This window comes from Thioalkalivibrio sp. ALE17, assembly GCF_000425605.1.
GTDB lineage: Bacteria > Pseudomonadota > Gammaproteobacteria > Ectothiorhodospirales > Ectothiorhodospiraceae > Thioalkalivibrio.
Map to the genome: position 1 here is coordinate 196,801 of NZ_AUDT01000004.1, position 13,140 is coordinate 209,940.

Sequence of the window (13,140 nt, forward strand, 5' to 3'; positions counted from 1 at the left end):
CGGGATGAACCGTGAACACTCCGACACCATTCGCCCGATTCGCTTTCACCACAGCGAACTTCAGTTGCTCGACCAGCGTCGGCTGCCGGGCGAGAACCTCTGGCAGCGTTACCGGGATGCGCCGGCCGTGGCCGCCGCGATCCGCGACATGGTGGTGCGCGGGGCGCCGGCGATCGGGATTACCGCGGGCTTCGGGGTGGTACTGGCCTGCCAGCGGGCGACCGGGCGGGACGACTGGCGTGCGAGCATTGCGGCGGATATCGAAACCCTGCGCGCGGCGCGTCCCACGGCGGTGAACCTGTTCTGGGCGCTGGATCGCATGCAGGCGCTGGTGGACGCGAGCCCGTCCGCGGAGGCGGCGGTCGCGGCGACGCAGGCCGAGGCGGAGTGGATGCTCGAGTCGGACATCGCCGGCAACCGGCGGCTGGGCGCGCTCGGCGCGAGGCTGATCGAGCCGGGGCAGGGGGTGCTGACCCACTGCAACACGGGCTCGCTGGCCACCGGGGGCTACGGCACGGCCCTCGGCGTGATCCGCGCCGCCTGGGATGCCGGACGGATCGAGGAGGTCTTCGCCGACGAGACCCGGCCCTGGCTGCAAGGGAGCCGCCTGACCGCCTGGGAGCTGGTACATGACGGGATCCCCGTACAGGTGCTGTGCGAAGGCGCCGCGGCCAGCCTGTTGCGCTCGGGCCGCGTCGGCTGGGTGATTGTCGGGGCGGACCGGATCGCCGCCAATGGCGACACCGCAAACAAGATCGGGACCTACGGCCTGGCCCTCCTGGCGCGTGCCCACGGGGTCCGGTTCATGGTGGCCGCGCCGGTCGCGACCATCGACTTCGAGATGCCGGACGGGACCGGTATCCCCATCGAGCAGCGCGGCGAGGACGAGGTGCTGGCGCTGGCGGGTCAGCGCGTGGCGGCCGAAGGCGCCCGAGGCTACAACCCGGCCTTCGACGTGACCCCGGCGGAGCTGATCGATGCCATCGTCACCGAACGCGGGGTCGTGGAGGCGCCGACGGCGGAGCGGCTCGCGGCGCTGCGCGAGCCCACGGCCCCGGAGACGCTCGCATCCGCTCACTGACGAGCGCTCAAACGCGCCCCCGGTGGACGGTCTTCGGGCCTGAGAGGCCCGGAGAACCGTTTTGAGGCGCGAAAAGCCGAGCCCCAGTGGTTACCCCTGTGGTATGATCGCGAGCTTGTTCAGACGGACGGCGTAACCCTCGATGGCTGAATTTGCCAAGGAAATCTTCCCGGTCAATCTCGAAGACGAGATGCAGCAGTCCTACCTCGATTACGCAATGAGCGTAATCGTGGGCCGGGCCCTCCCCGATGTCCGTGACGGCCTCAAGCCGGTCCATCGCCGCGTGCTCTACGCGATGCGCGAGCTGGGCAACGACTACAACAAGCCCTACAAGAAGTCGGCGCGTGTGGTCGGTGACGTGATCGGTAAGTACCACCCGCATGGCGATTCCGCCGTTTACGACGCCATCGTGCGCATGGCGCAGCCGTTCTCGATGCGCTACATGCTGGCCGACGGGCAGGGCAACTTCGGCTCCATCGACGGCGACTCCCCGGCGGCCATGCGGTACACCGAGGTGCGCATGGCGCGCATCGCGGCGGAACTGCTGGCCGATATCGACAAGGAAACCGTCGACTTCATCGACAACTACGACGGCTCCGAGAGCGAGCCGGCGGTGCTGCCGAGCAAGTTCCCCAACCTGCTGGTCAACGGCTCCGCCGGGATCGCGGTGGGGATGGCGACCAACATCCCGCCGCACAACCTGGGCGAGGTGATCAACGCCTGTGTGGCCCTGATCGACGATCCCGAGATTTCCATCGATGGTCTGATGGAACACCTGCCGGGCCCGGACTTCCCGACGGCCGGCATCATCAACGGCATCGAGGGCGTTCGCGAGGCCTACCGTACCGGTCGCGGCCGGGTCCTGATCCGGGCACGCTCGCATGTCGAGCCGCTGGAGGGTGGCCAGCGCGAGGCGATTGTGGTTACCGAGCTGCCCTACCAGGTGAACAAGGCACGCCTGACCGAGAAGATCGCGGAGCTGGTGAAGGAGAAGCGCATCGAGGGCATCTCCGAGCTGCGCGACGAGTCGGACAAGGACGGCATGCGTCTGGTCATCGAGCTCAAGCGTGGCGAGATGGCCGAGGTGGTCCTGAACCACCTGTACATGCACACCCAGATGCAGAACGTCTTCGGCATCAACATCGTCGCCCTGGTCGACGGACAGCCGAAGGTGCTGGATCTGCGTCAGGTGCTGGAGGCGTTCCTGCGGCATCGCCGCGAGGTGGTCACCCGGCGCACGATCTTCGATCTGCGCAAGGCCCGGGAGCGCGCCCATATCCTGGAAGGCCTGGCGATCGCGCTGGCCAACATCGATCCCGTGATCGAGCTGATCCGTGCGGCCCCCAACCCGGCCGAGGCCAAGGCCGGCCTGCTGGCCCGCGGCTGGCCGCTGGGCGTGGTCAGCGACATGCTGGACCGCGCCGGGGCCAGCGCCTCGCGACCGGAGGACCTGGCGCCGGAATACGGCGTGGGGGACGACGGCTATCGCCTGTCCGAGGCCCAGGCGCAGGCGATCCTCGACCTGCGCCTGCACCGCCTGACCGGGCTGGAACAGGACAAGATCCTGGACGAGTACCGCGAGCTGCTGGAGCTGATCGACGACCTGCTGGATATCCTCGGCTCCGGCGATCGCCTGCAACTGGAGATCCGCAACGAGCTGCTGGCCGTGGCCGAACAGTTCGGCGACGAGCGCCGCAGCGAGATCCGCGAACGCCAGGCCAACCTGACCCTGGAAGACCTGATCGGCGAGGAGGACGTGGTCGTCACGCTCTCGCACGCCGGCTACGTGAAGTACCAGCCAGTGGCGGACTACCGCGCGCAGCGCCGGGGCGGGCGTGGCAAGGCCGCGACCAGCTTCAAGGAAGAGGACTTCATCGACCGTCTGGTGGTGGCCAACACCCACGACACGATCCTGTGCTTCTCCAGCCGGGGTCGGGTGTACTGGCTGAAGGTCTACGAGCTGCCGCAGGGCTCGCGCGCCTCGCGCGGCAAGCCGATCGTGAACCTGCTGCCGCTGGAGTCCGACGAGCGGATCAACGCGATCCTGCCGGTGCGCGAATACGACCCGGACCACTATGTGTTCATGGTCACCGCGCAGGGGACAGTCAAGAAGACACCGCTGACGGATTTCTCGCGCCGCCGGGCCTCCGGCATCATCGCCGTGGATCTGCGCGAGGGCGACCACCTGGTGGACGTCTCCCTGACCGACGGCACCCTCGACGTGATGCTGGTGACCACGGCCGGCAAGGCCGTGCGCTTCCACGAGAGCGATGTGCGCGCCATGGGGCGTACCGCCTGTGGCGTGCGCGGGGTGCGTATGGAAGGCGATCACCGGGTGATTGCCCTGCTGAATGTGGACGAGGGATCGGCGCTGCTGGCGACCGAGCATGGCTACGGCAAACGCACCCGCTTCGACGAGTTCCCGGTCCACCGCCGTGGCGGCCAGGGCGTGATCGCGATCCAGACCGAGGGGCGCAACGGCCCGCTGGTCGGGGCTTCGCGGGTCCTGGACGATGACGAGGTGATGCTGATCACCAACGGCGGGACCCTGGTGCGCACGCCGGTGGATCAGATTCCGCTGATCGGGCGCAATACGCAGGGCGTGCGGCTGATTCGGCTTGACGAAGGCGAGAACCTGGTCGAGCTGGCCCGCGTGGCCCAGCTGCAGGGCGAGGCCGGCGACGAAGAATCCGACGAGATGGAAACCGGGGCGGACCCGGAGACGGGTCCCGAATCCAGCGACGATGGAGAACAGGCATGACGCGAGTGATGAACTTCAGCGCGGGGCCGGCGGCCCTGCCGCAGGCGGTACTCGAGCGGGCGCGTGACGAGCTGCTGGACTTCCGCGGGTCCGGGATGTCGGTGATGGAGATGAGTCACCGCGGCAAGCCGTTCATGGCCGTCGCCGAGAAGGCCGAGCAGGACCTGCGCAAGCTGATGAACATCCCCGAGAACTATTCGGTCCTGTTCCTGCAGGGCGGGGCGACCGGACAGTTTGCGGCCATCCCGCTGAACCTGGCCAATGGCCAGAGCACCGACTACATCGATACCGGGGCCTGGTCCGGCAAGGCGATCAAGGAGGCCCAGAAATACGGGCCGGTGAACATCGTGGCCAGTTCGCAGGCAAGCGGCTACGACTCGATCCCGGATCGTGCCTCCTGGAACCTGGACCCCAATGCCGCCTACGTGCACTACACGCCGAACGAGACCATCGGCGGCGTGGAGTTTCCCGATATCCCGGATGTGGGTGACGTGCCGCTGGTCGCGGACATGTCCTCGACCATCCTGTCGCGCCCGATCGATGTCTCGAAGTTTGGCGTGATCTATGCCGGGGCGCAGAAGAATATCGGCCCGGCCGGCCTGACCGTGGTGATCGTGCGCAACGACCTGCTGGAACGCGAGCGCCAGGCACCCGTGCCGGCAGTGCTGGACTGGGCCCTGCAGGCGAAGAATGACTCGATGTACAACACCCCGCCGACCTTTGGCTGGTACCTGGCCGGGCTGGTATTCGAGTGGCTGCTGGAGCAGGGCGGCCTGGAGGCGATGGCCGAGATCAACCAGTGCAAGGCGGCCAAGCTGTACCAGTACATCGACAATTCCGCCTTCTACCGGAACCCGGTGGAGCCCGCGGCCCGCTCCTGGATGAACGTGCCGTTCATCCTCGCGGACGACGCCCTGGACGGGTCCTTCCTGAACGAGGCCGATGCGGCCGGCCTGTCCTCGCTGAAGGGCCACCGGTCGGTGGGCGGCATGCGCGCCAGCATCTACAACGCCGTTCCGGAGAGCGCCGTGGATGCGCTGATCGAGTTCATGGCGGACTTCGAGAACCGCCACGCCTGATCCCGTCGAATCGCTGTTGCCGGGGACGCTACCGGACGAGGAGGTCGTGATGTACCGGATTCAGACCTACAACAACATCGCCGTGCGCGGGCTGGATCGTTTCCCGCGTGACCATTACGAGGTCGCCTCGGATATCAATCAGCCGGACGCGCTGATGCTGCGCTCCTTCGATCTGCATTCGGTGGAGATCCCGGATTCGGTCCTGGCGGTGGGGCGCGCCGGGAGCGGGGTCAACAATATCCCGGTGGCGGCCCTGTCCGAGCGCGGCGTGGCCGTGTTCAACGCCCCCGGCGCGAATGCCAATGCGGTGAAAGAACTGGTCATCGCCGGGCTGTTGCTGGGTGCCCGCAACCTGCTGCCGGCGGCTGGCTACGTGCAGGAACTGGACCCCTCGAAGGAAGACTTCATGTCCGCGGTGGAGCAGGGCAAGAAGAAGTTCACCGGCTTCGAACTGCCGGGCCGACGTCTGGCCGTGCTGGGCTTGGGGGCGATCGGGGTCGGCGTGGCCAATGCCGCCCGTGCGCTGGGCATGGAAGTGGTCGGTTTCGACCCCAAGGTCACGGTGGAAAACGCCTGGCGCCTGGATTCCGGCATCGAGCGGGCGCGCTCGGTGGAGGCGGCCATGGAAGGGGCCGACGCCGTCACCGTACACGTGCCGCTGACCGAGAATACCGCCAACCTGGTGAACGCCAAGACGCTGGCCGGCATGAACCCCGGGGCGATGGTGCTCAACCTGGCCCGCGAGGGGATCGTGGATGACGCCGCGGTGCGCGAAGGGCTGGATGCGGATCGACTGCATGCCTACATCACGGACTTTCCGGTACAGGGCATGGTGGGGCACCCGCGGGTGATCACCCTGCCGCATCTGGGCGCCTCGACGACCGAATCCGAGGAGAACTGCGCGGTCATGATCGCCGACCAGCTCCGGGACTACCTGGAGAACGGCAACGTGGTGAACTCCGTGAACCTGCCGACCCTGGTGCTGGACCGCAAGGGAGATACCCGCATCGCGATTATCAACCGGAACCTGCCGGACCGGGTCGGGCGCATCTCGCACACGCTGGGCGAATCGAATATCAACATCCTGCACCTGATGAATGACTCCCGAGGCGATCTGGCCTACACCCTGATGGACGTGGACGGCCACCCCGACGCGGAGACCCTGGACGCCCTGCACCGGATCGACGGCGTGCTGCGGGCCCGGGTGCTATAGGCGATGGCCGGGGATCCGCATTCGTCGCCATCCGCCGAGGACCGCGAAGACCTCGCGGCCCTGCGCGCGCGTATCGACGCGCTGGATGCCGAGCTCCTGGAGCGGCTGAGCGAGCGCGCCCGCTGCGCCGAGGCGGTGGCGCGGGTCAAGCGCAGCCAGGAGAGCGACCCGGTGTTCTACCGTCCGGAGCGCGAGGCCGAGATCCTTCGGCGGGTGCGCGAACGGAATCCCGGCCCGCTGTCCGACGAGGCCATCACGCGGCTGTTCCGCGAGATCATGTCCGAGTGCCTGGCGCTCGAGCATCCGCTCCATGTCGCCTATCTCGGACCGGTGGGGACCTTCACTCACCTGGCGGCGCGCAAGCACTTCGGCCATGCCGTCGAGACCCAGCCGCTGGCCTCGATCGATGCGGTGTTCGGCGCGGTGGAGACCGGGCGCGCGCAGTTCGGCGTGGTTCCCATCGAGAACAGCTCCGAGGGGGTCGTCACCCACACCGTGGACTGCTTCATGGATTCCTCCCTCCAGATCTGTGGCGAGGTCGTGACCCCGATCCACCACCACTTGCTGTCCCGGGCCGAGGATCTCGGGCAGGTACGGCGGGTCCTCGCGCATGCGCAGGCGCTGGCGCAATGCCGCCAGTGGCTGGATAGCGAGCTGCCCCATGCCGAGCGCGAGGCGGTCTCCAGCAACGCCCGCGCGGCCGAGATCGCGGCACAGGATTCGACCGCGGCGGCGCTGGCCAGCCAGGCGGCGGCCGAACACTACGACGTCCCGGTGCGGGCCCCGCATGTGGAGGATCGCGCCGACAACACGACCCGTTTCCTGATCATCGGCTCTGGGACCACGCAACCCAGCGGGGCGGACCGTACATCGGTGATGCTGAGTACCGCCAACCGGCCGGGGTCGCTGTATTCGCTGCTCAAGCCGATCGCGGAGGCCGGCATCAGCCTGACCCGGATCGAGTCGCGCCCCTCGCGCTGCACGCCGTGGAACTACGTGTTCTTTCTCGATCTGGTCGGGCACCAGCAGGACCCGTTGATCCGCGACTGCCTGGAGCAGCTGCGCGCCAGTGCCGATACCGTCAAGGTCCTGGGGAGCTATCCCCAGGCCGCCACCTGACACGCCCACCCGCTATCCCCGAGGTTTCCCGCATGGCATCCAACCCTTCCGTATCCGCTGCGGCCGGCCCGGGCTTTGATCCCGAGGCCCTGGCGGTCGCCGGGGTCCAGGGCCTCAGCCCGTATCAGCCCGGCAAGCCCGTCGCCGCACTGGAGCGCGAACTGGGTATTCGCCAGGCGATCAAGCTGGCCTCCAACGAGAACCCCCTGGGCCCGTCGCCGCTTGCGGTGGAGGCGGGCCGCGCGGCGCTGGCCGAGGCCCATGTCTATCCCGACGGGAACGGCTTCGAGCTGAAGGCGCGACTGGCCGAGCGCCACGGCGTCGCCCCGGAACAGATCACGCTCGGAAACGGCTCCAACGAGGTGCTGGAGCTGGTCGCGCGCACCTGGCTGGCACCGGGGCGAGCCGCCGTGTTTTCCGCGCATGCGTTTGCGGTCTACCCGCTGGTTACCCAAGCGGTCGATGCCGAGGCAAGGGTCGCGCCCGCACTGGGGACCGACCATCCGGAGCAGCCCTTCGGGCATGATCTCGAGGCCATGCGGGCACGGGTGGATGGCGACGTGCGCGTGGTGTTCGTGGCCAATCCGAACAATCCCACCGGGACCTGGCTGGAGGATTCGGCGCTGGAGGCCTTCGTGGCGGCGATGCCGGCGACCACCGTGGTGGTCGTGGACGAGGCCTATTTCGAATACGTCGAGGCAGCCGGGTATCCGGACACTACGCAGTGGCTGGATCGCTACCCAAACCTGATCGTGACCCGGACCTTCTCCAAGATCCAGGGCCTGGCCGGACTGCGCCTGGGGTACGCGGTCAGTTCCCCGGCGGTCGCCGACCTGCTCAACCGGGTCCGACAGCCGTTCAATGTCAACGCCATTGCCCAGGCCGCGGGCCTTGCGGCGCTGGACGATACCGCGCATGTGGAGAGATCGGTGGCCGTCAACCGCGACGGGTTGCGGCAGGTGACAGCGGCCCTGCGGGATAAGGGGCTGCGTGTGATTCCGTCGGTGGGGAACTTCGTGACCTTTGACACCGGGCGTGATCCGGCCCCGGTATACGAAGGCCTGCTGCGCGAGGGCGTCATCACGCGGCCGGTGGAGAATTACGGCCTGCCCGGTCACCTGCGGGTCACCCTCTCGACCCGGGAAGACAACGACCGCTTCCTCGCGGCACTCGACAAGGTCCTGGCGTGATCGAACGGCTGGTCATCTTCGGGGTCGGCCTGATCGGCGGCTCGCTGGCGCTGGCCCTGCGCGAGGCCGGCGCGGTACGCGAGGTGGTCGGCTGCTCGCGCAATGCCGACAACCTGCGCGAGGCCAAGCGGCTGGGCGTGATCGACCGCTGGACCACGGACGTCGCCGCGGCCGCAGAGGGCGCCGACCTGGGCGTGCTCGCCGTGCCATTGGGCGCGATGGAGCCGCTCGCCCGAGACCTGGCGGCCGCCTGGCCCGAGGACAGCCCGCTGACCGACGTGGGCAGCAGCAAGCAAGCGGTGATCGATGCGGTGGGCGCCGGCTTCGGTGCGGTCCCGCGCGCCTTCGTGCCCGGCCACCCGATTGCCGGGACCGAGAAAAGCGGGGTAGGGGCCGCCTTCCCCAGTCTGTTCCGCGATCGCCTGGTGATCCTGACGCCGGCCGATGCCACCAACCCGCTGGCCACGGACCGCGTGGCGGTCATGTGGCAGGCCGCCGGCGCGCGGGTCGAATACATGACCCCGGCGCATCATGACCGGGTCCTGGCCGCGACCAGCCACCTGCCGCATGTGCTGGCGTTCACGCTGGTCTCGTCGCTGGCGAACATGAGCGAACGCGACGAGATCTTTCACTACGCCGCCGGCGGGTTTCGCGACTTCACGCGCATCGCCTCCAGTGACCCGGTGGTCTGGCGCGATATCTGCCTGGCCAACCGCGACGCCATCCTCGAGGTCATCGGGCAATACCAGAACGACCTCGAGACGCTGCGCGGCGCGATCGAACGCGGCGATGCCGCCACCATCGAACAAAGCTTTGAACATGCCAAGGAAACCCGCGATCGCCTCTGCGACCCCGCGGATGCACAACTGGATACCTGAAACCCCATGAATACCTTTACCGTACAGCCCGGAGGCCAGCTTGCGGGCCACGCCCGCGTGCCGGGCGACAAATCGATTTCCCACCGCGCCATCATGCTCGGGGCGCTGGCCGAGGGCGAGACCCATGTGACCGGCTTTCTCGAAGGGGCGGATTGCATTGCCACGCTGGAGGCCTTCCGCGCAATGGGCGTGGCCATCGAGCGCACCGGACCGGGCTGCGTGCGCATCCAGGGCGCCGGCCTGCGCGGGCTGCAGGCCCCGCCGACTGCGCTGGACATGGGCAACTCGGGGACCGCGATGCGGCTGCTGTGCGGGGTCCTCGCCGGGCAGGCCTTCGACAGTGAACTGGTCGGCGATCGCTCCCTCTCCGGGCGTCCGATGCGCCGGGTCACCAACCCGCTGGCCCGCATGGGGGCCAGGATCGAGACCAGCGATGCCGGGACGCCCCCCTTGCGGGTGCACGGCGGCGCCTCCTTGCGGGGTACCGATCATGTGCTCGAGGTCGCCAGCGCCCAGGTCAAATCCGCCCTGCTACTGGCAGGCCTGTGGGCAGATGGCAAGACCTGCGTCACCGAGCCGGCACCCACGCGGGATCACACCGAGCGCATGCTGGCCGGCTTCGGTTACGCGGTCGAACGCGACGGGCCACGGGCCTGCGTCGAGGGGGGTGGCCGGCTGGTCGCGAGTCCGGTCGATGTGCCGGCGGATATCTCCTCGGCCGCCTTTTTCCTGGTCGGGGCCTCGATCGCGGCCGGTTCGCGCATGCGTCTGGAGCATGTCGGCATCAATCCGACCCGCACCGGTGTGATCGATATCCTGCGCCTGATGGGCGCCGAGATCCGCATCCTCAACGAACGCGAGGCAGGCGGCGAGCCGGTGGCGGATCTGGAGGTCGAGGCCGCCCCGCTCAAGGGGATCCAGATTCCGGAGCACCTGGTGCCGCTGGCGATCGACGAATTCCCCGCGATCTTCGTCGCCGCGGCCTGCGCCGAGGGCGAGACCGTACTGACCGGCGCCGAGGAGCTGCGGGTCAAGGAGAGCGACCGTATCCAGGTGATGGCGGACGGCCTCGCCGCACTCGGCGTCGACTGCGCGGTGCAGCCGGATGGTATCCGGATCCGGGGTGGCGACGGTTTCACCGGTGGCGAGATCAACAGTCATGGCGACCACCGTATCGCCATGTCATTCGCGATGGCGGGTCTGCGGGCCACCGCCCCCATCCGGATCCACGATTGCGCGAACGTGGGTACATCCTTCCCCGGCTTTGTGGCGCTTGCACGCGAGGCCGGGCTGCAGCTGGAGGCCGCATGAGTTCGGAAATTCCGGTACTGACCATCGACGGCCCGGGCGGGGCGGGCAAGGGCACGGTCTGCATGCGCGTGGCCGCCGCCATGGGCTGGCATCTGCTGGACAGCGGCGCGCTGTACCGTCTGTTGGGGCTGGCGGCACGCCAGCACGGGGTCGAGCTGACCGACGAGGCCGCACTCGCTCGACTGGCCGCCGGTCTCGACGTCGACTTCGAGGTGAATCGAGACGCCACGGCGGTGACGACCCTGCTGGAGGGGGCGCCGGTCGATCAGCTGCTGCGCACCGAACAGGCCGGCAGCGATGCCTCCCGGGTGGCCGCCATCCCGGCCGTGCGCGAGGCCCTGCTGGAGCGCCAGCGCGGCTTCGCCAAGCCCCCCGGGCTGGTCGCGGACGGGCGCGATATGGGGACCGTGGTCTTCCCCGCGGCGGACCTGAAGATCTTTCTCACGGCCTCCGCCGAGGAGAGGGCACGCAGGCGTTACATGCAGTTGAAGGAACAAGGACTTAGTGCTAATCTCTCCGCCCTTCAGGACGAGATGGAGGCCCGCGACCGTCGCGACCGCGAGCGTAGCGTGGCCCCCCTCAAGCCCGCCGAAGATGCCTGGGAACTGGATACCACGGACCTCGACATCGTTGGCGTGGTGGACATGATCCTGGAGCGCCTCCGGGACGTACTCCCGGAACAAAGCCCCCGCCCCGCGGAATAAGCCGTCGGAAGCGGGATTATCAACGTCTAGAACTGGTTGCAGGAAGTTTCTGCAAGCATTTGTTAAACCACAGGTTCACAAATCCATGAGTGAAAGTTTCGCGCAACTGCTCGAAGAGAGCATGGCCTACACCCAGATGCAGCCGGGTGCCATCCTCAGTGCCACCGTCATTGAGGTCACCCCGGATGTGGTCGTGGTCAATGCCGGCCTGAAGTCCGAGGGGGTCATCCCCACCGAGCAGTTCATGAACGACGAGGGTGAGCTCGAGGTCAAGGTCGGCGATGTCGTCGAAGTGGCCCTCGAAACCCCCGAAGACGGTTTCGGCGAGACGCGCATGTCGCGCGAGAAGGCCAAGCGGGCCAAGGCCTGGGACCGTCTCGAAGCTGCGATGGAAGAAGAGCAGTACGTCACCGGCAAGATCTCCGGCAAGGTCAAGGGCGGTTACACCGTCGAGCTGGGCGATATCCGGGCGTTCCTGCCGGGTTCACTCGTGGATGTCCGTCCGGTGCGCGATACCGCGTATCTGGAAGGCAAGGAGCTGGAGTTCAAGCTCATCAAGCTGGATCGCCGCCGCAACAACGTGGTCGTGTCGCGCCGCGCCGTGGTCGAGCAGGAATACAGCGCCGAGCGCGAGGAACTGCTGAAGAATCTGCAGGAAGGCGCGCAGGTCAAGGGTATCGTCAAGAACCTGACCGATTACGGTGCGTTCCTGGATCTGGGCGGCATCGACGGCCTGCTGCACATCACCGACATGGCCTGGAAGCGCGTCAAGCATCCGTCCGACGTGGTCGAGATCGGCCAGGAAGTCGAGGTCAAGGTGCTGAAGTTCGACCGCGAGCGCATGCGTGTGTCGCTGGGCCTGAAGCAGCTGGGCGAGGATCCGTGGGAGAACATCACCCGCCGCTACCCGACCGGCACCCGCATCTTCGGCAAGGTCACCAACATCACCGACTACGGCTGCTTCGTGGAAATCGAAGACGGCGTGGAAGGCCTGGTGCACGTGTCCGAGATGGACTGGACCAACAAGAACGTCAACCCGGGCAAGATGGTCGCGATCGGCGACGAGGTCGAGGTGATGATCCTGGACCTGGACGAAGAACGCCGCCGCATCTCGCTGGGCATGAAGCAGTGCCAGTCGAATCCGTGGGACGACTTCGCGGCCAACCACAACCGCGGCGAGAAGGTCAGCGGCCAGATCAAGTCGATCACCGATTTCGGCGTGTTTGTCGGCCTGGAAGGCGGCATCGACGGCCTGATCCACCTGTCCGACCTGTCCTGGCACGAAGCCGGCGAAGAGGCCATTCGCAACTTCAAGAAGGGTGACGAGGTCGAGGCCGTGGTCCTGTCCGTGGATCCCGAGCGCGAGCGTATCTCCCTGGGCCTGAAGCAGCTGGATCGCGATCCGTTCGCCAACTTCGTGGCCGAGCACAGCAAGGGCAGCATTGTCTCCGGCACGGTCAAGGAAGTGGACGCCAAGGCAGCCGTGGTCGAACTGGCTGACGGCATCGACGGCATCCTGCGCGCGGCCGATATCTCCCAGGACCGCGTGGAAGACGCCAGCACCGTGCTGAAGGTGGGCGATACGGTCGAGGCCAAGTTCATGGGCGTCGACAAGAAGACCCGCGCCATCAGCCTGTCGATCAAGGCCAAGGACCGGGCGGAAGAAGCCGAGATGGTCTCCGACTACGGCAGTAATGCCGGCGGCGGTACCACGCTGGGCGATCTGCTGAAGGAACAGATGGACAAGAACGACTAAGTCCGTTCCGTCGTGGCCCGCGGTGCCAAGGGGTGCCGTGGGCCATTT

At 67.5% G+C, this 13,140-nt stretch carries 10 protein-coding genes; all 10 read left to right on the forward strand.

From position 1 onward, the window contains the following. Positions 1–4 precede the first annotated feature (4 nt). The 10 genes from mtnA to rpsA all read left to right on the forward strand — a co-directional run bounded on the left by mtnA (position 5) and on the right by rpsA (position 13,092). Complete coding sequence (gene mtnA, locus H609_RS0105655; RefSeq protein WP_018866289.1) at positions 5–1,081, forward strand: S-methyl-5-thioribose-1-phosphate isomerase; 1,077 nt, start codon at positions 5–7, stop codon at positions 1,079–1,081. Between the two features lie 142 nt (positions 1,082–1,223). Then, positions 1,224–3,842, forward strand: a complete 2,619-nt coding sequence (gyrA, locus tag H609_RS0105660) for a DNA gyrase subunit A (protein ID WP_018875456.1) — start codon at positions 1,224–1,226, stop codon at positions 3,840–3,842. Next, positions 3,839–4,921: a 3-phosphoserine/phosphohydroxythreonine transaminase gene (gene serC / locus H609_RS0105665; protein ID WP_028484513.1), complete on the forward strand. Its 1,083-nt coding sequence runs from the start codon at positions 3,839–3,841 to the stop codon at positions 4,919–4,921. The genes gyrA and serC overlap by 4 nt, the downstream gene beginning before the upstream one ends. 49 nt (positions 4,922–4,970) lie before the next feature. Next, the gene (locus tag H609_RS0105670; RefSeq protein ID WP_018875458.1) at positions 4,971–6,134 is read left to right on the forward strand and encodes a phosphoglycerate dehydrogenase; all 1,164 of its coding nucleotides are present in this window, start codon (positions 4,971–4,973) and stop codon (positions 6,132–6,134) included. A 3-nt stretch (positions 6,135–6,137) separates the two neighbouring features. Beyond that, positions 6,138–7,253: a prephenate dehydratase gene (gene pheA, locus H609_RS0105675; protein WP_018875459.1), complete on the forward strand. Its 1,116-nt coding sequence runs from the start codon at positions 6,138–6,140 to the stop codon at positions 7,251–7,253. Positions 7,254–7,285: 32 nt separating this feature from the next. Continuing rightward, entirely contained in the window at positions 7,286–8,443 is a 1,158-nt protein-coding gene (gene hisC, locus H609_RS0105680) for a histidinol-phosphate transaminase (protein WP_028484514.1), read from the forward strand. Beyond that, the gene (locus tag H609_RS0105685) at positions 8,440–9,321 is read left to right on the forward strand and encodes a prephenate dehydrogenase/arogenate dehydrogenase family protein (protein ID WP_028484515.1); all 882 of its coding nucleotides are present in this window, start codon (positions 8,440–8,442) and stop codon (positions 9,319–9,321) included. Before hisC ends, H609_RS0105685 begins: the two co-directional genes overlap by 4 nt. A 6-nt stretch (positions 9,322–9,327) precedes the next feature. Beyond that, entirely contained in the window at positions 9,328–10,632 is a 1,305-nt protein-coding gene (gene aroA, locus H609_RS0105690; protein WP_018875462.1) for a 3-phosphoshikimate 1-carboxyvinyltransferase, read from the forward strand. Beyond that, positions 10,629–11,336, forward strand: coding sequence for a (d)CMP kinase (gene cmk, locus H609_RS0105695; RefSeq protein WP_018879100.1), 708 nt, complete (start codon positions 10,629–10,631; stop codon positions 11,334–11,336). Before aroA ends, cmk begins: the two co-directional genes overlap by 4 nt. A 49-nt stretch (positions 11,337–11,385) precedes the next feature. Then, positions 11,386–13,092 (forward strand): 30S ribosomal protein S1, encoded by a 1,707-nt coding sequence (gene rpsA, locus H609_RS0105700; protein WP_255349376.1) that lies wholly within the window; start codon positions 11,386–11,388, stop codon positions 13,090–13,092. Positions 13,093–13,140: the final 48 nt, after the last annotated feature.

What these genes read in the sequence shown, in the direction of transcription:
- mtnA (WP_018866289.1), top strand. Translation starts at nt 5, where the DNA reads ATGAACCGTGAACACTCCGACACCATTCGCCCGATTCGCTTTCACCAC.
- gyrA (WP_018875456.1), top strand. Translation starts at nt 1,224, where the DNA reads ATGGCTGAATTTGCCAAGGAAATCTTCCCGGTCAATCTCGAAGACGAG.
- serC (WP_028484513.1), top strand. Translation starts at nt 3,839, where the DNA reads ATGACGCGAGTGATGAACTTCAGCGCGGGGCCGGCGGCCCTGCCGCAG.
- H609_RS0105670 (WP_018875458.1), top strand. Translation starts at nt 4,971, where the DNA reads ATGTACCGGATTCAGACCTACAACAACATCGCCGTGCGCGGGCTGGAT.
- pheA (WP_018875459.1), top strand. Translation starts at nt 6,138, where the DNA reads ATGGCCGGGGATCCGCATTCGTCGCCATCCGCCGAGGACCGCGAAGAC.
- hisC (WP_028484514.1), top strand. Translation starts at nt 7,286, where the DNA reads ATGGCATCCAACCCTTCCGTATCCGCTGCGGCCGGCCCGGGCTTTGAT.
- aroA (WP_018875462.1), top strand. Translation starts at nt 9,328, where the DNA reads ATGAATACCTTTACCGTACAGCCCGGAGGCCAGCTTGCGGGCCACGCC.
- cmk (WP_018879100.1), top strand. Translation starts at nt 10,629, where the DNA reads ATGAGTTCGGAAATTCCGGTACTGACCATCGACGGCCCGGGCGGGGCG.